1 protein-coding gene is annotated in these 24,748 nt (G+C 48.5%); it reads left to right on the top strand.

Going from position 1 to position 24,748, the window contains the following annotated elements:
* A complete protein-coding gene (locus MN210_RS05775) occupies positions 1-24,507 on the top strand; it encodes a tandem-95 repeat protein (protein WP_338412723.1) in 24,507 nt (8,168 codons plus the stop codon).
* Positions 24,508-24,748: the final 241 nt, after the last annotated feature.

The raw sequence follows: 24,748 nt of genomic DNA on the forward strand, positions 1-24,748 counted from the left end.
ATGAAAACAGTTATCGTAAAAGTAAACACAGCTACTCAAACCATTGCAGAACATACTGTGGTAACTCAAGACGGCCAGCCAACTGTGATTAAAGCTGTTCAAAAAGTAAACTATGAGCTTTTTGATCCAGCCACAGGCCATGCACCAAACCATATTGTGACTAAGCGTATTGGCAATGACCTGCATGTATCCATGGAAGACAATGCCCAAGACAGTGACTTGATTATTGAAGGGTTTTATGATGATACAAATAGTGCGTTAATAGGCTTGGCAGAAAATGGTGAGTATTACTACTATGTACCTGATTCAGGTGAAGTGGTAGATTATGTTACTCAGCTACAAGTTGGCGATATAGAAGGTCAAGCGCTTGGCGGTGAAAGTCAAGTAGCCCCTTGGTGGGTTGGGGCTACCGAAGGCAGCTTTGATACGCTGCCATGGCTAGTCGGCTTAGCGGGTGCCGGTATCGTTGGTGCTGCTTTAAGCAGTGGTGGCGGTAGCTCAAGCTCTAATGGGTATGTTCCGCCCGTTGATACCACAGCACCTGATGCACCAACCGTTGATACTGTGACCAACACCGATACCGACAATGATGGTAGTGCTGATACAACCACCATCACCGGTAAAGCAGAGCCTGACTCAGTGATTACCGTGACTGATAGTAATGGTAATGTGATTGGTGAAACCACAACCGATAAAAATGGCAACTATGAGATTAAAGTGCCAATTATTGCCGATGGCGATAAGGTTGAGATTACCGCTACCGATAAAGCTGGCAACGAATCAGATCCAGTAGAGGCGATGGGTGACACCACAGCACCTGATGCGCCAACAGCGACAGTAAGTCCAGATGGTACGACGGTTACTGGTAAAACTGAGCCAGGCGCCACCGTTGAGATTAAAGACAAAGCCGGTAACGTAATAGGTACCGCCACCGCTGATGACAAGGGCGAGTATACTGCCGAGCTTGACGTGCCATTAACCAATGGTGAAACAATCACTGCAGAAGCAACTGATAAAGCGGGTAATGGACCAAGTACTGCGGTTAACGCCACAGCACCAGATACCACAGCACCTGATGCGCCAACAGCGACAGTAAGTCCAGATGGTACGACGGTTACTGGTAAAACTGAGCCAGGCGCCACCGTTGAGATTAAAGACAAAGCCGGTAACGTAATAGGTACCGCCACCGCTGATGACAAGGGCGAGTATACTGCCGAGCTTGACGTGCCATTAACCAATGGCGAAACAATCACTGCAGAAGCAACTGATAAAGCGGGTAATGGACCAAGTACTGCGGTTAACGCCACAGCACCAGATACCACAGCACCTGATGCGCCAACAGCGACAGTAAGTCCAGATGGTACGACGGTTACTGGTAAAACTGAGCCAGGCGCCACCGTTGAGATTAAAGACAAAGCCGGTAACGTAATAGGTACTGCCACCGCTGATGACAAGGGCGAGTATACTGCCGAGCTTGACGTGCCATTAACCAATGGCGAAACAATCACTGCAGAAGCAACTGATAAAGCGGGTAATGGACCAAGTACTGCGGTTAACGCCACAGCACCAGATACCACAGCACCAAGCAAGCCTACCTTAACGCCAGGTACTAATGATGGTTCAGTAAAAGTAGATTTACCAGCAGATACCAAAGCGGGCGATACTGTTACCGTTAAAGGTACCAATGAAGCAGGTCAACCTGTTGAAGCGATGTTAACCAAGCAGCCAGATGGCACTTGGAAGTCAGACAATGACGCATTTTTGCCAAGTACAAGTGCAGCTAATCCAAACAGCACGATCATTCCAGAAGCTGCTATTAAAGAGGGTACAGCGGTGAGCGCTGAGGCCAAAGATTCTTCAGGTAATACCAATGGTCCAGTCACCACAACTGCTGGTAGTGATGCTAATACTGCGCCAACGGCACCAACCGTTTCAGCGTCAAACGATCTTGAGCAAGGTCAAGCGGTAGCGGGCGATGTAGTGGCCACGGCATCAGGTTCAACAGACCCTGATGGTGATGATGTTACCTATGAGCTAGATACTGCCTCACAAGAGAATTACGCCATTGATCCGGTGACAGGTGAGATTACGCTTACCCAAGCGGGCGCTGATAAAGTGAACGCGGGTGAGACATTACCTGCGCCAGTGGTTAATGCCACAGATGGCACATTAGACAGTACCTCGACCACAGGTACAGTGCCTAATACAGTGAATGAGGTAAACGAAGCGCCAACGGCACCAACCGTTTCAGCGTCAAACGATCTTGAGCAAGGTCAAGCGGTAGCGGGCGATGTAGTGGCCACGGCATCAGGTTCAACAGACCCTGATGGTGATGATGTTACCTATGAGCTAGATACTGCCTCACAAGAGAATTACGCCATTGATCCGGTGACAGGTGAGATTACGCTTACCCAAGCGGGCGCTGATAAAGTGAACGCGGGTGAGACATTACCTGCGCCAGTGGTTAATGCCACAGATGGCACATTAGACAGTACCTCGACCACAGGTACAGTGCCTAATACAGTGAATGAGGTAAACGAAGCGCCAACGGCACCAACCGTTTCAGCGTCAAACGATCTTGAGCAAGGTCAAGCGGTAGCGGGCGATGTAGTGGCCACGGCATCAGGTTCAACAGACCCTGATGGTGATGATGTTACCTATGAGCTAGATACTGCCTCACAAGAGAATTACGCCATTGATCCGGTGACAGGTGAGATTACACTGACCCAAGCGGGCGCTGATAAAGTGAACGCGGGTGAGACATTACCTGCGCCAGTGGTTAATGCCACAGATGGCACATTAGACAGTACCTCGACCACAGGTACAGTGCCTAATACAGTGAATGAGGTAAACGAAGCGCCAACGGCACCAACCGTTTCAGCGTCAAACGATCTTGAGCAAGGTCAAGCGGTAGCGGGCGATGTAGTGGCCACGGCATCAGGTTCAACAGACCCTGATGGTGATGATGTTACCTATGAGCTAGATACTGCCTCACAAGAGAATTACGCCATTGATCCGGTGACAGGTGAGATTACGCTTACCCAAGCGGGCGCTGATAAAGTGAACGCGGGTGAGACATTACCTGCGCCAGTGGTTAATGCCACAGATGGCACATTAGACAGTACCTCGACCACAGGTACAGTGCCTAATACAGTGAATGAGGTAAACGAAGCGCCAACGGCACCAACCGTTTCAGCGTCAAACGATCTTGAGCAAGGTCAAGCGGTAGCGGGCGATGTAGTGGCCACGGCATCAGGTTCAACAGACCCTGATGGTGATGATGTTACCTATGAGCTAGATACTGCCTCACAAGAGAATTACGCCATTGATCCGGTGACAGGTGAGATTACACTGACCCAAGCGGGCGCTGATAAAGTGAACGCGGGTGAGACATTACCTGCGCCAGTGGTTAATGCCACAGATGGCACATTAGACAGTACCTCGACCACAGGTACAGTGCCTAATACAGTGAATGAGGTAAACGAAGCGCCAACGGCACCAACCGTTTCAGCGTCAAACGATCTTGAGCAAGGTCAAGCGGTAGCGGGCGATGTAGTGGCCACGGCATCAGGTTCAACAGACCCTGATGGTGATGATGTTACCTATGAGCTAGATACTGCCTCACAAGAGAATTACGCCATTGATCCGGTGACAGGTGAGATTACACTTACCCAAGCGGGCGCTGATAAAGTGAACGCGGGTGAGACATTACCTGCGCCAGTGGTTAATGCCACAGATGGCACATTAGACAGTACCTCGACCACAGGTACAGTGCCTAATACAGTGAATGAGGTAAACGAAGCGCCAACGGCACCAACCGTTTCAGCGTCAAACGATCTTGAGCAAGGTCAAGCGGTAGCGGGCGATGTAGTGGCCACGGCATCAGGTTCAACAGACCCTGATGGTGATGATGTTACCTATGAGCTAGATACTGCCTCACAAGAGAATTACGCCATTGATCCGGTGACAGGTGAGATTACACTGACCCAAGCGGGCGCTGATAAAGTGAACGCGGGTGAGACATTACCTGCGCCAGTGGTTAATGCCACAGATGGCACATTAGACAGTACCTCGACCACAGGTACAGTGCCTAATACAGTGAATGAGGTAAACGAAGCGCCAACGGCACCAACCGTTTCAGCGTCAAACGATCTTGAGCAAGGTCAAGCGGTAGCGGGCGATGTAGTGGCCACGGCATCAGGTTCAACAGACCCTGATGGTGATGATGTTACCTATGAGCTAGATACTGCCTCACAAGAGAATTACGCCATTGATCCGGTGACAGGTGAGATTACACTGACCCAAGCGGGCGCTGATAAAGTGAACGCGGGTGAGACATTACCTGCGCCAGTGGTTAATGCCACAGATGGCACATTAGACAGTACCTCGACCACAGGTACAGTGCCTAATACAGTGAATGAGGTAAACGAAGCGCCAACGGCACCAACCGTTTCAGCGTCAAACGATCTTGAGCAAGGTCAAGCGGTAGCGGGCGATGTAGTGGCCACGGCATCAGGTTCAACAGACCCTGATGGTGATGATGTTACCTATGAGCTAGATACTGCCTCACAAGAGAATTACGCCATTGATCCGGTGACAGGTGAGATTACACTGACCCAAGCGGGCGCTGATAAAGTGAACGCGGGTGAGACATTACCTGCGCCAGTGGTTAATGCCACAGATGGCACATTAGACAGTACCTCGACCACAGGTACAGTGCCTAATACAGTGAATGAGGTAAACGAAGCGCCAACGGCACCAACCGTTTCAGCGTCAAACGATCTTGAGCAAGGTCAAGCGGTAGCGGGCGATGTAGTGGCCACGGCATCAGGTTCAACAGACCCTGATGGTGATGATGTTACCTATGAGCTAGATACTGCCTCACAAGAGAATTACGCCATTGATCCGGTGACAGGTGAGATTACACTGACCCAAGCGGGCGCTGATAAAGTGAACGCGGGTGAGACATTACCTGCGCCAGTGGTTAATGCCACAGATGGCACATTAGACAGTACCTCGACCACAGGTACAGTGCCTAATACAGTGAATGAGGTAAACGAAGCGCCAACGGCACCAACCGTTTCAGCGTCAAACGATCTTGAGCAAGGTCAAGCGGTAGCGGGCGATGTAGTGGCCACGGCATCAGGTTCAACAGACCCTGATGGTGATGATGTTACCTATGAGCTAGATACTGCCTCACAAGAGAATTACGCCATTGATCCGGTGACAGGTGAGATTACACTGACCCAAGCGGGCGCTGATAAAGTGAACGCGGGTGAGACATTACCTGCGCCAGTGGTTAATGCCACAGATGGCACATTAGACAGTACCTCGACCACAGGTACAGTGCCTAATACAGTGAATGAGGTAAACGAAGCGCCAACGGCACCAACCGTTTCAGCGTCAAACGATCTTGAGCAAGGTCAAGCGGTAGCGGGCGATGTAGTGGCCACGGCATCAGGTTCAACAGACCCTGATGGTGATGATGTTACCTATGAGCTAGATACTGCCTCACAAGAGAATTACGCCATTGATCCGGTGACAGGTGAGATTACACTGACCCAAGCGGGCGCTGATAAAGTGAACGCGGGTGAGACATTACCTGCGCCAGTGGTTAATGCCACAGATGGCACATTAGACAGTACCTCGACCACAGGTACAGTGCCTAATACAGTGAATGAGGTAAACGAAGCGCCAACGGCACCAACCGTTTCAGCGTCAAACGATCTTGAGCAAGGTCAAGCGGTAGCGGGCGATGTAGTGGCCACGGCATCAGGTTCAACAGACCCTGATGGTGATGATGTTACCTATGAGCTAGATACTGCCTCACAAGAGAATTACGCCATTGATCCGGTGACAGGTGAGATTACACTGACCCAAGCGGGCGCTGATAAAGTGAACGCGGGTGAGACATTACCTGCGCCAGTGGTTAATGCCACAGATGGCACATTAGACAGTACCTCGACCACAGGTACAGTGCCTAATACAGTGAATGAGGTAAACGAAGCGCCAACGGCACCAACCGTTTCAGCGTCAAACGATCTTGAGCAAGGTCAAGCGGTAGCGGGCGATGTAGTGGCCACGGCATCAGGTTCAACAGACCCTGATGGTGATGATGTTACCTATGAGCTAGATACTGCCTCACAAGAGAATTACGCCATTGATCCGGTGACAGGTGAGATTACACTGACCCAAGCGGGCGCTGATAAAGTGAACGCGGGTGAGACATTACCTGCGCCAGTGGTTAATGCCACAGATGGCACATTAGACAGTACCTCGACCACAGGTACAGTGCCTAATACAGTGAATGAGGTAAACGAAGCGCCAACGGCACCAACCGTTTCAGCGTCAAACGATCTTGAGCAAGGTCAAGCGGTAGCGGGCGATGTAGTGGCCACGGCATCAGGTTCAACAGACCCTGATGGTGATGATGTTACCTATGAGCTAGATACTGCCTCACAAGAGAATTACGCCATTGATCCGGTGACAGGTGAGATTACACTGACCCAAGCGGGCGCTGATAAAGTGAACGCGGGTGAGACATTACCTGCGCCAGTGGTTAATGCCACAGATGGCACATTAGACAGTACCTCGACCACAGGTACAGTGCCTAATACAGTGAATGAGGTAAACGAAGCGCCAACGGCACCAACCGTTTCAGCGTCAAACGATCTTGAGCAAGGTCAAGCGGTAGCGGGCGATGTAGTGGCCACGGCATCAGGTTCAACAGACCCTGATGGTGATGATGTTACCTATGAGCTAGATACTGCCTCACAAGAGAATTACGCCATTGATCCGGTGACAGGTGAGATTACACTGACCCAAGCGGGCGCTGATAAAGTGAACGCGGGTGAGACATTACCTGCGCCAGTGGTTAATGCCACAGATGGCACATTAGACAGTACCTCGACCACAGGTACAGTGCCTAATACAGTGAATGAGGTAAACGAAGCGCCAACGGCACCAACCGTTTCAGCGTCAAACGATCTTGAGCAAGGTCAAGCGGTAGCGGGCGATGTAGTGGCCACGGCATCAGGTTCAACAGACCCTGATGGTGATGATGTTACCTATGAGCTAGATACTGCCTCACAAGAGAATTACGCCATTGATCCGGTGACAGGTGAGATTACACTGACCCAAGCGGGCGCTGATAAAGTGAACGCGGGTGAGACATTACCTGCGCCAGTGGTTAATGCCACAGATGGCACATTAGACAGTACCTCGACCACAGGTACAGTGCCTAATACAGTGAATGAGGTAAACGAAGCGCCAACGGCACCAACCGTTTCAGCGTCAAACGATCTTGAGCAAGGTCAAGCGGTAGCGGGCGATGTAGTGGCCACGGCATCAGGTTCAACAGACCCTGATGGTGATGATGTTACCTATGAGCTAGATACTGCCTCACAAGAGAATTACGCCATTGATCCGGTGACAGGTGAGATTACACTGACCCAAGCGGGCGCTGATAAAGTGAACGCGGGTGAGACATTACCTGCGCCAGTGGTTAATGCCACAGATGGCACATTAGACAGTACCTCGACCACAGGTACAGTGCCTAATACAGTGAATGAGGTAAACGAAGCGCCAACGGCACCAACCGTTTCAGCGTCAAACGATCTTGAGCAAGGTCAAGCGGTAGCGGGCGATGTAGTGGCCACGGCATCAGGTTCAACAGACCCTGATGGTGATGATGTTACCTATGAGCTAGATACTGCCTCACAAGAGAATTACGCCATTGATCCGGTGACAGGTGAGATTACACTGACCCAAGCGGGCGCTGATAAAGTGAACGCGGGTGAGACATTACCTGCGCCAGTGGTTAATGCCACAGATGGCACATTAGACAGTACCTCGACCACAGGTACAGTGCCTAATACAGTGAATGAGGTAAACGAAGCGCCAACGGCACCAACCGTTTCAGCGTCAAACGATCTTGAGCAAGGTCAAGCGGTAGCGGGCGATGTAGTGGCCACGGCATCAGGTTCAACAGACCCTGATGGTGATGATGTTACCTATGAGCTAGATACTGCCTCACAAGAGAATTACGCCATTGATCCGGTGACAGGTGAGATTACGCTTACCCAAGCGGGCGCTGATAAAGTGAACGCGGGTGAGACATTACCTGCGCCAGTGGTTAATGCCACAGATGGCACATTAGACAGTACCTCGACCACAGGTACAGTGCCTAATACAGTGAATGAGGTAAACGAAGCGCCAACGGCACCAACCGTTTCAGCGTCAAACGATCTTGAGCAAGGTCAAGCGGTAGCGGGCGATGTAGTGGCCACGGCATCAGGTTCAACAGACCCTGATGGTGATGATGTTACCTATGAGCTAGATACTGCCTCACAAGAGAATTACGCCATTGATCCGGTGACAGGTGAGATTACACTGACCCAAGCGGGCGCTGATAAAGTGAACGCGGGTGAGACATTACCTGCGCCAGTGGTTAATGCCACAGATGGCACATTAGACAGTACCTCGACCACAGGTACAGTGCCTAATACAGTGAATGAGGTAAACGAAGCGCCAACGGCACCAACCGTTTCAGCGTCAAACGATCTTGAGCAAGGTCAAGCGGTAGCGGGCGATGTAGTGGCCACGGCATCAGGTTCAACAGACCCTGATGGTGATGATGTTACCTATGAGCTAGATACTGCCTCACAAGAGAATTACGCCATTGATCCGGTGACAGGTGAGATTACACTGACCCAAGCGGGCGCTGATAAAGTGAACGCGGGTGAGACATTACCTGCGCCAGTGGTTAATGCCACAGATGGCACATTAGACAGTACCTCGACCACAGGTACAGTGCCTAATACAGTGAATGAGGTAAACGAAGCGCCAACGGCACCAACCGTTTCAGCGTCAAACGATCTTGAGCAAGGTCAAGCGGTAGCGGGCGATGTAGTGGCCACGGCATCAGGTTCAACAGACCCTGATGGTGATGATGTTACCTATGAGCTAGATACTGCCTCACAAGAGAATTACGCCATTGATCCGGTGACAGGTGAGATTACACTGACCCAAGCGGGCGCTGATAAAGTGAACGCGGGTGAGACATTACCTGCGCCAGTGGTTAATGCCACAGATGGCACATTAGACAGTACCTCGACCACAGGTACAGTGCCTAATACAGTGAATGAGGTAAACGAAGCGCCAACGGCACCAACCGTTTCAGCGTCAAACGATCTTGAGCAAGGTCAAGCGGTAGCGGGCGATGTAGTGGCCACGGCATCAGGTTCAACAGACCCTGATGGTGATGATGTTACCTATGAGCTAGATACTGCCTCACAAGAGAATTACGCCATTGATCCGGTGACAGGTGAGATTACACTGACCCAAGCGGGCGCTGATAAAGTGAACGCGGGTGAGACATTACCTGCGCCAGTGGTTAATGCCACAGATGGCACATTAGACAGTACCTCGACCACAGGTACAGTGCCTAATACAGTGAATGAGGTAAACGAAGCGCCAACGGCACCAACCGTTTCAGCGTCAAACGATCTTGAGCAAGGTCAAGCGGTAGCGGGCGATGTAGTGGCCACGGCATCAGGTTCAACAGACCCTGATGGTGATGATGTTACCTATGAGCTAGATACTGCCTCACAAGAGAATTACGCCATTGATCCGGTGACAGGTGAGATTACACTGACCCAAGCGGGCGCTGATAAAGTGAACGCGGGTGAGACATTACCTGCGCCAGTGGTTAATGCCACAGATGGCACATTAGACAGTACCTCGACCACAGGTACAGTGCCTAATACAGTGAATGAGGTAAACGAAGCGCCAACGGCACCAACCGTTTCAGCGTCAAACGATCTTGAGCAAGGTCAAGCGGTAGCGGGCGATGTAGTGGCCACGGCATCAGGTTCAACAGACCCTGATGGTGATGATGTTACCTATGAGCTAGATACTGCCTCACAAGAGAATTACGCCATTGATCCGGTGACAGGTGAGATTACACTGACCCAAGCGGGCGCTGATAAAGTGAACGCGGGTGAGACATTACCTGCGCCAGTGGTTAATGCCACAGATGGCACATTAGACAGTACCTCGACCACAGGTACAGTGCCTAATACAGTGAATGAGGTAAACGAAGCGCCAACGGCACCAACCGTTTCAGCGTCAAACGATCTTGAGCAAGGTCAAGCGGTAGCGGGCGATGTAGTGGCCACGGCATCAGGTTCAACAGACCCTGATGGTGATGATGTTACCTATGAGCTAGATACTGCCTCACAAGAGAATTACGCCATTGATCCGGTGACAGGTGAGATTACACTGACCCAAGCGGGCGCTGATAAAGTGAACGCGGGTGAGACATTACCTGCGCCAGTGGTTAATGCCACAGATGGCACATTAGACAGTACCTCGACCACAGGTACAGTGCCTAATACAGTGAATGAGGTAAACGAAGCGCCAACGGCACCAACCGTTTCAGCGTCAAACGATCTTGAGCAAGGTCAAGCGGTAGCGGGCGATGTAGTGGCCACGGCATCAGGTTCAACAGACCCTGATGGTGATGATGTTACCTATGAGCTAGATACTGCCTCACAAGAGAATTACGCCATTGATCCGGTGACAGGTGAGATTACACTGACCCAAGCGGGCGCTGATAAAGTGAACGCGGGTGAGACATTACCTGCGCCAGTGGTTAATGCCACAGATGGCACATTAGACAGTACCTCGACCACAGGTACAGTGCCTAATACAGTGAATGAGGTAAACGAAGCGCCAACGGCACCAACCGTTTCAGCGTCAAACGATCTTGAGCAAGGTCAAGCGGTAGCGGGCGATGTAGTGGCCACGGCATCAGGTTCAACAGACCCTGATGGTGATGATGTTACCTATGAGCTAGATACTGCCTCACAAGAGAATTACGCCATTGATCCGGTGACAGGTGAGATTACACTGACCCAAGCGGGCGCTGATAAAGTGAACGCGGGTGAGACATTACCTGCGCCAGTGGTTAATGCCACAGATGGCACATTAGACAGTACCTCGACCACAGGTACAGTGCCTAATACAGTGAATGAGGTAAACGAAGCGCCAACGGCACCAACCGTTTCAGCGTCAAACGATCTTGAGCAAGGTCAAGCGGTAGCGGGCGATGTAGTGGCCACGGCATCAGGTTCAACAGACCCTGATGGTGATGATGTTACCTATGAGCTAGATACTGCCTCACAAGAGAATTACGCCATTGATCCGGTGACAGGTGAGATTACACTGACCCAAGCGGGCGCTGATAAAGTGAACGCGGGTGAGACATTACCTGCGCCAGTGGTTAATGCCACAGATGGCACATTAGACAGTACCTCGACCACAGGTACAGTGCCTAATACAGTGAATGAGGTAAACGAAGCGCCAACGGCACCAACCGTTTCAGCGTCAAACGATCTTGAGCAAGGTCAAGCGGTAGCGGGCGATGTAGTGGCCACGGCATCAGGTTCAACAGACCCTGATGGTGATGATGTTACCTATGAGCTAGATACTGCCTCACAAGAGAATTACGCCATTGATCCGGTGACAGGTGAGATTACACTGACCCAAGCGGGCGCTGATAAAGTGAACGCGGGTGAGACATTACCTGCGCCAGTGGTTAATGCCACAGATGGCACATTAGACAGTACCTCGACCACAGGTACAGTGCCTAATACAGTGAATGAGGTAAACGAAGCGCCAACGGCACCAACCGTTTCAGCGTCAAACGATCTTGAGCAAGGTCAAGCGGTAGCGGGCGATGTAGTGGCCACGGCATCAGGTTCAACAGACCCTGATGGTGATGATGTTACCTATGAGCTAGATACTGCCTCACAAGAGAATTACGCCATTGATCCGGTGACAGGTGAGATTACACTGACCCAAGCGGGCGCTGATAAAGTGAACGCGGGTGAGACATTACCTGCGCCAGTGGTTAATGCCACAGATGGCACATTAGACAGTACCTCGACCACAGGTACAGTGCCTAATACAGTGAATGAGGTAAACGAAGCGCCAACGGCACCAACCGTTTCAGCGTCAAACGATCTTGAGCAAGGTCAAGCGGTAGCGGGCGATGTAGTGGCCACGGCATCAGGTTCAACAGACCCTGATGGTGATGATGTTACCTATGAGCTAGATACTGCCTCACAAGAGAATTACGCCATTGATCCGGTGACAGGTGAGATTACACTGACCCAAGCGGGCGCTGATAAAGTGAACGCGGGTGAGACATTACCTGCGCCAGTGGTTAATGCCACAGATGGCACATTAGACAGTACCTCGACCACAGGTACAGTGCCTAATACAGTGAATGAGGTAAACGAAGCGCCAACGGCACCAACCGTTTCAGCGTCAAACGATCTTGAGCAAGGTCAAGCGGTAGCGGGCGATGTAGTGGCCACGGCATCAGGTTCAACAGACCCTGATGGTGATGATGTTACCTATGAGCTAGATACTGCCTCACAAGAGAATTACGCCATTGATCCGGTGACAGGTGAGATTACACTTACCCAAGCGGGCGCTGATAAAGTGAACGCGGGTGAGACATTACCTGCGCCAGTGGTTAATGCCACAGATGGCACATTAGACAGTACCTCGACCACAGGTACAGTGCCTAATACAGTGAATGAGGTAAACGAAGCGCCAACGGCACCAACCGTTTCAGCGTCAAACGATCTTGAGCAAGGTCAAGCGGTAGCGGGCGATGTAGTGGCCACGGCATCAGGTTCAACAGACCCTGATGGTGATGATGTTACCTATGAGCTAGATACTGCCTCACAAGAGAATTACGCCATTGATCCGGTGACAGGTGAGATTACACTGACCCAAGCGGGCGCTGATAAAGTGAACGCGGGTGAGACATTACCTGCGCCAGTGGTTAATGCCACAGATGGCACATTAGACAGTACCTCGACCACAGGTACAGTGCCTAATACAGTGAATGAGGTAAACGAAGCGCCAACGGCACCAACCGTTTCAGCGTCAAACGATCTTGAGCAAGGTCAAGCGGTAGCGGGCGATGTAGTGGCCACGGCATCAGGTTCAACAGACCCTGATGGTGATGATGTTACCTATGAGCTAGATACTGCCTCACAAGAGAATTACGCCATTGATCCGGTGACAGGTGAGATTACACTTACCCAAGCGGGCGCTGATAAAGTGAACGCGGGTGAGACATTACCTGCGCCAGTGGTTAATGCCACAGATGGCACATTAGACAGTACCTCGACCACAGGTACAGTGCCTAATACAGTGAATGAGGTAAACGAAGCGCCAACGGCACCAACCGTTTCAGCGTCAAACGATCTTGAGCAAGGTCAAGCGGTAGCGGGCGATGTAGTGGCCACGGCATCAGGTTCAACAGACCCTGATGGTGATGATGTTACCTATGAGCTAGATACTGCCTCACAAGAGAATTACGCCATTGATCCGGTGACAGGTGAGATTACACTGACCCAAGCGGGCGCTGATAAAGTGAACGCGGGTGAGACATTACCTGCGCCAGTGGTTAATGCCACAGATGGCACATTAGACAGTACCTCGACCACAGGTACAGTGCCTAATACAGTGAATGAGGTAAACGAAGCGCCAACGGCACCAACCGTTTCAGCGTCAAACGATCTTGAGCAAGGTCAAGCGGTAGCGGGCGATGTAGTGGCCACGGCATCAGGTTCAACAGACCCTGATGGTGATGATGTTACCTATGAGCTAGATACTGCCTCACAAGAGAATTACGCCATTGATCCGGTGACAGGTGAGATTACACTGACCCAAGCGGGCGCTGATAAAGTGAACGCGGGTGAGACATTACCTGCGCCAGTGGTTAATGCCACAGATGGCACATTAGACAGTACCTCGACCACAGGTACAGTGCCTAATACAGTGAATGAGGTAAACGAAGCGCCAACGGCACCAACCGTTTCAGCGTCAAACGATCTTGAGCAAGGTCAAGCGGTAGCGGGCGATGTAGTGGCCACGGCATCAGGTTCAACAGACCCTGATGGTGATGATGTTACCTATGAGCTAGATACTGCCTCACAAGAGAATTACGCCATTGATCCGGTGACAGGTGAGATTACGCTTACCCAAGCGGGCGCTGATAAAGTGAACGCGGGTGAGACATTACCTGCGCCAGTGGTTAATGCCACAGATGGCACATTAGACAGTACCTCGACCACAGGTACAGTGCCTAATACAGTGAATGAGGTAAACGAAGCGCCAACGGCACCAACCGTTTCAGCGTCAAACGATCTTGAGCAAGGTCAAGCGGTAGCGGGCGATGTAGTGGCCACGGCATCAGGTTCAACAGACCCTGATGGTGATGATGTTACCTATGAGCTAGATACTGCCTCACAAGAGAATTACGCCATTGATCCGGTGACAGGTGAGATTACACTGACCCAAGCGGGCGCTGATAAAGTGAACGCGGGTGAGACATTACCTGCGCCAGTGGTTAATGCCACAGATGGCACATTAGACAGTACCTCGACCACAGGTACAGTGCCTAATACAGTGAATGAGGTAAACGAAGCGCCAACGGCACCAACCGTTTCAGCGTCAAACGATCTTGAGCAAGGTCAAGCGGTAGCGGGCGATGTAGTGGCCACGGCATCAGGTTCAACAGACCCTGATGGTGATGATGTTACCTATGAGCTAGATACTGCCTCACAAGAGAATTACGCCATTGATCCGGTGACAGGTGAGATTACACTTACCCAAGCGGGCGCTGATAAAGTGAACGCGGGTGAGACATTACCTGCGCCAGTGGTTAATGCCACAGATGGCACATTAGACAGTACCTCGACCACAGGTACAGTGCCTAATACAGTGAATGAGGTAAACGAAGCGCCAACGGCACCAACCGTTTCAGCGTCAAACGATCTTGAGCAAGGTCAAGCGGTAGCGGGCGATGTAGTGGCCACGGCATCAGGTTCAACAGACCCTGATGGTGATGATGTTACCTATGAGCTAGATACTGCCTCACAAGAGAATTACGCCATTGATCCGGTGACAGGTGAGATTACACTGACCCAAGCGGGCGCTGATAAAGTGAACGCGGGTGAGACATTACCTGCGCCAGTGGTTAATGCCACAGATGGCACATTAGACAGTACCTCGACCACAGGTACAGTGCCTAATACAGTGAATGAGGTAAACGAAGCGCCAACGGCATCAAACACTACTATTACGGCCACAGAAGACACTGATGCAACAGGTAGCTTGCCTGAAGCAAGCGACGTTGATGGTGATGCGGTCACTTATGCTGCCGGTACGACAGCACCAGTAAATGGTAGTGTAACCATTGGTTCTGATGGCACTTATACTTATACGCCGAACGCTAACTTTAACGGTACAGACAGCTTTAGCTATATTGTTAATGACGGCAATGGCGGTACCAATGAGTACACCGTTGATGTGACTGTGGAAGCGGTTAATGATGCACCAACGGCATCAAACACTACTATTACGGCCACAGAAGACACTGATGCAACAGGCAGCTTGCCTGAAGCAAGCGACGTTGATGGTGATGCGATCACTTATGCTGCCGGTACGACAGTACCAGCAAATGGTAGTGTAACCATTGGTTCTGACGGCACTTATACTTATACGCCGAACGCTAATTTTAACGGTACAGACAGCTTTAGCTATATTGTTAATGACGGCAATGGCGGTACCAATGAGTACACCGTTGATGTGACTGTGGAAGCGGTTAATGATGCACCAACGGCATCAAACACTACGATTACGGCCACAGAAGACACTGATGCAACAGGTAGCTTGCCTGAAGCAAGCGACGTTGATGGTGATGCGATCACTTATGCTGCCGGTACGACAGTACCAGCAAATGGTAGTGTAACCATTGGTTCTGACGGCACTTATACTTATACGCCGAACGCTAATTTTAACGGTACAGACAGCTTTAGCTATATTGTTAATGACGGCAATGGCGGTACCAATGAGTACACCGTTGATGTGACTGTGGAAGCGGTTAATGATGCACCAACGGCATCAAACACTACTATTACGGCCACAGAAGACACTGATGCAACAGGTAGCTTGCCTGAAGCAAGCGACGTTGATGGTGATGCGATCACTTATGCTGCCGGTACGACAGCACCAGCAAATGGTAGTGTAACCATTGGTTCTGACGGCACTTATACTTATACGCCGAACGCTAATTTTAACGGTACAGACAGCTTTAGCTATATTGTTAATGACGGCAATGGCGGTACCAATGAGTACACCGTTGATGTGACTGTGGAAGCGGTTAATGATGCACCAACGGCATCAAACACTACTATTACGGCCACAGAAGACACTGATGCAACAGGTAGCTTGCCTGAAGCAAGTGACGTTGATGGTGATGCGATCACTTATGCTGCCGGTACGACAGTACCAGCAAATGGTAGTGTAACCATTGGTTCTGACGGCACTTATACTTATACGCCGAACGCTAACTTTAACGGTACAGACAGCTTTAGCTATATTGTTAATGACGGCAATGGCGGTACCAATGAGTACACCGTTGATGTGACTGTGGAAGCGGTTAATGATGCACCAACGGCATCAAACACTACTATTACGGCCACAGAAGACACTGATGCAACAGGTAGCTTGCCTGAAGCAAGTGACGTTGATGGTGATGCGATCACTTATGCTGCCGGTACGACAGTACCAGCAAATGGTAGTGTAACCATTGGTTCTGACGGCACTTATACTTATACGCCGAACGCTAATTTTAACGGTACAGACAGCTTTAGCTATATTGTTAATGACGGCAATGGCGGTACCAATGAGTACACCGTTGATGTGACTGTGGAAGCGGTTAATGATGCACCAACGGCATCAAACACTACGATTACGGCCACAGAAGACACTGATGCAACAGGTAGCTTGCCTGAAGCAAGCGACGTTGATGGTGATGCGATCACTTATGCTGCCGGTACGACAGTACCAGCAAATGGTAGTGTAACCATTGGTTCTGACGGCACTTATACTTATACGCCGAACGCTAATTTTAACGGTACAGACAGCTTTAGCTATATTGTTAATGACGGCAATGGCGGTACCAATGAGTACACCGTTGATGTGACTGTGGAAGCGGTTAATGATGCACCAACGGCATCAAACACTACTATTACGGCCACAGAAGACACTGATGCAACAGGCAGCTTGCCTGAAGCAAGCGACGTTGATGGTGATGCGATCACTTATGCTGCCGGTACGACAGTACCAGCAAATGGTAGTGTAACCATTGGTTCTGACGGCACTTATACTTATACGCCGAACGCTAATTTTAACGGTACAGACAGCTTTAGCTATATTGTTAATGACGGCAATGGCGGTACCAATGAGTACACCGTTGATGTGACTGTGGAAGCGGTTAATGATGCACCAACGGCATCAAACACTACTATTACGGCCACAGAAGACACTGATGCAACAGGTAGCTTGCCTGAAGCAAGTGACGTTGATGGTGATGCGATCACTTATGCTGCCGGTACGACAGTACCAGCAAATGGTAGTGTAACCATTGGTTCTGACGGCACTTATACTTATACGCCGAACGCTAACTTTAACGGTACAGACAGCTTTAGCTATATTGTTAATGACGGCAATGGCGGTACCAATGAGTACACCGTTGATGTGACTGTGGAAGCGGTTAATGATGCACCAACGGCATCAAACACTACTATTACGGCCACAGAAGACACTGATGCAACAGGTAGCTTGCCTGAAGCAAGCGACGTTGATGGTGATGCGATCACTTATGCTGCCGGTACGACAGCACCAGTAAATGGTAGTGTAACCATTGGTTCTGATGGCACTTATACTTATACGCCGAACGCTAACTTTAACGGTACAGACAGCTTTAGCTATATTGTTAATGACGGCAATGGCGGTACCAATGAGTACACCGTTGATGTGACTGTGGAAGCGGTTAATGATGCACCAACGGCATCAAACACTACTATTACGGCCACAGAAGACACTGATGCAACAGGCAGCTTGCCTGAAGCAAGCGACGTTGATGGTGATGCGATCACTTATGCTGCCGGTACGACAGTACCAGCAAATGGTAGTGTAACCATTGGTTCTGACGGCACTTATACTTATACGCCGAACGCTAACTTTAACGGTACAGACAGCTTTAGCTATATTGTTAATGACGGCAATGGCGGTACCAATGAGTACACCGTTGATGTGACTGTGGAAGCGGTTAATGATGCACCAACGGCATCAAACACTACTATTACGGCCACAGAAGACACTGATGCAACAGGTAGCTTGCCTGAAGCAAGCGACGTTGATGGTGATGCGATCACTTATGCTGCCGGTACGACAGTACCAGCAAATGGTAGTGTAACCATTGGTTCTGACGGCACTTATACTTATACGCCGAACGCTAATTTTAACGGTACAGACAGCTTTAGCTATATTGTTAATGACGGCAATGGCGGTACCAATGAGTACACCGTTGATGTGACTGTGGAAGCGGTTAATGATGCACCAACGGCATCAAACACTACGATTACGGCCACAGAAGACACTGATGCAACAGGTAGCTTGCCTGAAGCAAGCGACGTTGATGGTGATGCGATCACTTATGCTGCCGGTACGACAGCACCAGCAAATGGTAGTGTAACCATTGGTTCTGACGGCACTTATACTTATATGCCGAACGCTAACTTTAACGGTACAGACAGCTTTAGCTATATTGTTAATGACGGCAATGGCGGTACCAATGAGTACACCGTTGATGTGACTGTGGAAGCGGTTAATGATGCACCAACGGCATCAAACACTACTATTACGGCCACAGAAGACACTGATGCAACAGGTAGCTTGCCTGAAGCAAGCGACGTTGATGGTGATGCGATCACTTATGCTGCCGGTACGACAGCACCAGCAAATGGTAGTGTAACCATTGGTTCTGACGGCACTTATACTTATACGCCGAACGCTAATTTTAACGGTACAGACAGCTTTAGCTATATTGTTAATGACGGCAATGGCGGTACCAATGAGTACACCGTTGATGTGACTGTGGAAGCGGTTAATGATGCACCAACGGCATCAAACACTACTATTACGGCCACAGAAGACACTGATGCAACAGGTAGCTTGCCTGAAGCAAGTGACGTTGATGGTGATGCGATCACTTATGCTGCCGGTACGACAGTACCAGCAAATGGTAGTGTAACCATTGGTTCTGACGGCACTTATACTTATACGCCGAACGCTAACTTTAACGGTACAGACAGCTTTAGCTATATTGTTAATGACGGCAATGGCGGTACCAATGAGTACACCGTTGATGTGACTGTGGAAGCGGTTAATGATGCACCAACGGCATCAAACACTACTATTACGGCCACAGAAGACACTGATGCAACAGGTAGCTTGCCTGAAGCAAGTGACGTTGATGGTGATGCGATCACTTATGCTGCCGGTACGACAGTACCAGCAAATGGTAGTGTAACCATTGGTTCTGACGGCACTTATACTTATACGCCGAACGCTAATTTTAACGGTACAGACAGCTTTAGCTATATTGTTAATGACGGCAATGGCGGTACCAATGAGTACACCGTTGATGTGACTGTGGAAGCGGTTAATGATGCACCAACGGCATCAAACACTACTATTACGGCCACAGAAGACACTGATGCAACAGGCAGCTTGCCTGAAGCAAGCGACGTTGATGGTGATGCGATCACTTATGCTGCCGGTACGACAGTACCAGCAAATGGTAGTGTAACCATTGGTTCTGACGGCACTTATACTTATACGCCGAACGCTAACTTTAACGGTACAGACAGCTTTAGCTATATTGTTAATGACGGCAATGGCGGTACCAATGAGTACACCGTTGATGTGACTGTGGAAGCGGTTAATGATGCACCAACGGCATCAAACACTACTATTACGGCCACAGAAGACACTGATGCAACAGGTAGCTTGCCTGAAGCAAGCGACGTTGATGGTGATGCGATCACTTATGCTGCCGGTACGACAGTACCAGCAAATGGTAGTGTAACCATTGGTTCTGACGGCACTTATACTTATACGCCGAACGCTAATTTTAACGGTACAGACAGCTTTAGCTATATTGTTAATGACGGCAATGGCGGTACCAATGAGTACACCGTTGATGTGACTGTGGAAGCGGTTAATGATGCACCAACGGCATCAAACACTACTATTACGGCCACAGAAGACACTGATGCAACAGGTAGCTTGCCTGAAGCAAGCGACGTTGATGGTGATGCGATCACTTATGCTGCCGGTACGACAGTACCAGCAAATGGTAGTGTAACCATTGGTTCTGACGGCACTTATACTTATACGCCGAACGCTAATTTTAACGGTACAGACAGCTTTAGCTATATTGTTAATGACGGCAATGGCGGTACCAATGAGTACACCGTTGATGTGACTGTGGAAGCGGTTAATGATGCACCAACGGCATCAAACACTACGATTACGGCCACAGAAGACACTGATGCAACAGGCAGCTTGCCTGAAGCAAGCGACGTTGATGGTGATGCGATCACTTATGCTGCCGGTACGACAGTACCAGCAAATGGTAGTGTAACCATTGGTTCTGACGGCACTTATACTTATACGCCGAACGCTAATTTTAACGGTACAGACAGCTTTAGCTATATTGTTAATGACGGCAATGGCGGTACCAATGAGTACACCGTTGATGTGACTGTGGAAGCGGTTAATGATGCACCAACGGCATCAAACACTACTATTACGGCCACAGAAGACACTGATGCAACAGGTAGCTTGCCTGAAGCAAGCGACGTTGATGGTGATGCGATCACTTATGCTGCCGGTACGACAGTACCAGCAAATGGTAGTGTAACCATTGGTTCTGATGGCACTTATACTTATACGCCGAACGCTAACTTTAACGGTACAGACAGCTTTAGCTATATTGTTAATGACGGCAATGGCGGTACCAATGAGTACACCGTTGATGTGACTGTGGAAGCGGTTAATGATGCACCAACGGCATCAAACACTACTATTACGGCCACAGAAGACACTGATGCAACAGGTAGCTTGCCTGAAGCAAGCGACGTTGATGGTGATGCGGTCACTTATGCTGCCGGTACGACAGCACCAGTAAATGGTAGTGTAACCATTGGTTCTGATGGCACTTATACTTATACGCCGAACGCTAACTTTAACGGTACAGACAGCTTTAGCTATATTGTTAATGACGGCAATGGCGGTACCAATGAGTACACCGTTGATGTGACTGTGGAAGCGGTTAATGATGCACCAACACTTGAAGTCCCTGAAAAAGTTAGTATTTATCAAGGCTATGTTGATACCAGTATGACTATTGCCAATGTAAATGGTAGCGATGTAGATGAGGGTGATGTATTAACTTACAGTTTACCTGAAGATACCAATGGCTATTTTGCAATTGATAATACCGGCAAAGTTACATTGACTGATGAGGGCGTTGATTATATTAATACTGGCAATATAAGCAACCAGAAAATTGAGCTTAAGGTCATGGTAAGCGACAATAGTGATGCAAGTAATAATTCAACGATGCAAACAATCACTTTGCCTGTAATTTTAGCAACTAAAGTTGTCTTTGTAGAAGTCACAGATGACTCTAACGAGGAGGTAGAGGATTTACCTGCTAATCAGACCTCTGCATATGGCGTTGATGGTGTATATACCGGTATTGTTGCTAATAATAGAGATGGTAGTGTACAAACTGACCCTGCTGTTTTACAGGGACTAACCAACGATACAACACCAACAATTACTGTCACTCTCGAGAAACCACTTCGTACAGCTACTTCTGATAATGTTGATGAAGCTGAAACTGTACAGGTTGTCTTGACCCCAACACAGGGCAAGCCTTTCACACTTTATATGAGCGATGCACAAGTCAGTGCCGATGGTATGACCTATACCTGGAGTGACTTTACTTTGGCGCAAACACAAGCGCTTGGTAATGACTATCGTGTAGATGCTCAAGTTGTGGCAGGTACTGTCAAGCCTACGTTGTCTACAGCATTTACTTTAGATACCCTGGCGGGTAGACCTGAAATTGTTATCAATGAAGATTCATTCAATGTGACTTCTGATGATGATAGTCAGTTAGCAAGAATAACTGGTAAAGCAGAGGCATTGGGTACAGTATTCCTTGACTTTAATGATAATGGTGTTTTGGATGCCGATGAAGTATCTACAAAGGTTGATGCAAACGGTAACTGGAGTATTGAGGTTTCCTTGCTTAAAGGAAGGCTGGACTTAGATACTGACGGTGTGGACAAAACCAAAGGCGCTGGAGGTCTTGATGCTGAAGGTAATGTTGATGTTAAGGATCTCGTGACAAAGTTCTCTTTTGTTGATAAAGCAGGTAACGCCTTAAAAGCGGACTTTGCTGAGCTTTATTACTTTGACCGTTCTGAAAGTGGTTTGGGAGGCACCTACAACTATAGAGATGAGCCTCAAGGTGCAATTACATATACAGGTAATAATAAAAAGTGGGTTGCTGCAGATGGTACGCTATATGATACTCAAACTAATAACACTTTGCGTTCGGATGTAATTGTCTATGAAGATAATGGTTCTGATAAAATCATCATATCCACTGAACATGTTAATTCATCAGGTGCTATATATGGTTTTGCTACGTTCACAGGTAGTGGAAATGACTACTTTACTTTAGGTGGTCGACAGTCGTCAGGAACTAGAATATTTATGGAGGATGGTGATGATACCTATGAGGCCTTAAGAGTTAGGGGCTATGGTGATGCAGATAGTATTATTATTAATATGGGTCTAGGTGATGATAAGGTTAATATATTAAGATTCGTCAAAGACACTACCATTGATCTGGGCGAAGGCGATAATACTCTTAATATAGGTTCTACATTACGAGGTAATTCAGTTATCAGCTCAGGTAGTGGTAATGATAATATTACTATCCGTGAAGGTATTGATATTTTTGATGCTCAAGATGGCTTGCTATTGCCTTACAGATACGATAATAAGATTTTTATCAATGCTGGTAATGGTAATAACGTAATTAATATAGGTGAAAAAGATGAAAATGGGAATATAATTGCAACTGGTCATGTTGAAGCAACAGAGTCTGGTCAAAGGGCACATATAATTACAGGTAAAGATGATGATGTAATTAATGTGACAGGTAATATTGATGGTAAAAATGCTAGCATTGAGTCTGGTCAAGGTAATGACGAGATTGAGGTTGGTATTATCCAAAGACAAGCAAAAGTTATTACAGGTGCTGATACCTTGACACCTGGAGCTACTGATGATGATACACTAACTGCTGTTGCCTTGAATAACTCATCGACTGTCAAAACAGGAGCTGGGAATGATACTGTGACTATCAAGACTGATATAGGAAATGGTGCAGGTACGCCAACTTTAGATCTTGGTTCAGGTAATGATACCTTAATTGTCGGAGATGCTACTCAGAGCAATGGTCGAATAATATCTGGTAATATCACGACGGGCAGTGGTGATGATAAGGCTTATATTTATGGCAATATGACAGGCGGTACGCTTAATATGGGCTCTGGCATAGATCACTTGCAGGTAAACCAAGTTAGAGGAAACTCTACTATTGATATGGGAGAGGGTAATGACACCGTCAACATGGAAAGACTGGGTCAGACATTAGCTAGTACAGGTACCCCTGAGTTAAGACTTGGTGCTGGTGCTGACAATCTTGATTTAGGAGTATTGCGTATAGGTAATATATACTCAGGGAATGATACTGACCAAGATATTATTAATATTAATACTATGGAAGCTGGGTATGTTGAATTGGGTAACACCGATATCCTCAATATCAGTAATTTAGAGTCTGGTACTATTAAGTCTTCGCAAGGTGGTAACGATGTGAGTATTAGCGGTTCCATGACCGGAGGCACTATAGACCTTGGTACCGCCAGAGACGATGTAAGTATCGCGAATAAGTCAGCTGGTAAAGTTTTCTTAGGTGATGGTAATGATACTATTGACGTGACAACACACTCGGGTGGCGATATCGATACTGGAGCGGGTAATGACACAGTGACTATCGATACCATGTCAGGTGGTAATATCTATCTCGCCAGCGGTAATGATACGATAAGTATTAATACCTTTACAGGTGGTACATTAAATGGTGGTGCTGGAACAGATACGCTTCATATCACTGGTAGTGGTAATAATATCAACGCGAGCAGTATCTCTGCTTTTGAGGTGTTAGATCTAGGTACTGGCGACTCTGGCAATACCTTTACAGCCTCTAGAAGCACGGTATATAGTAATAGCCTCTCTGGAATGTATATTAAGGGAGATGCATCAGACACTGTTACTTTAACTAGTACTAATAACTGGCAAAGAGGCTCTGAGGTTACAGATTCTGAAGGTAACAGCTACTTTGAGTATTCTAATACCTACCTTGGGGATAGAGTCCTATATGTTGATACTGATATTACAGTAACAGGTAATATAGTTCTGTAATATAAAGTCTTATCTATATAGTACAGCAGGAAAACCGCTCTCACTTTGAGGGCGGTTTTTTTATGCTTGCAGATATATCAATATTTGGTCTGTCTATCCTGTCTACGTACACCCAAGATAGGTTTTTTTAGCCAAAAACTTGATATCAATTAAAAATTTTAATAACCTTACTGCTTAGTTAAATATCACAGTTGTCTTGTATTACTTAAAGATGACGTTAATCAGATTAAGGAGAACCTAT

Source organism: Psychrobacter raelei, from assembly GCF_022631235.3.
GTDB classification, from domain to species: domain Bacteria; phylum Pseudomonadota; class Gammaproteobacteria; order Pseudomonadales; family Moraxellaceae; genus Psychrobacter; species Psychrobacter raelei.

What these genes read in the sequence shown, in the direction of transcription:
- MN210_RS05775 (WP_338412723.1), top strand. Translation starts at nt 1, where the DNA reads ATGAAAACAGTTATCGTAAAAGTAAACACAGCTACTCAAACCATTGCA.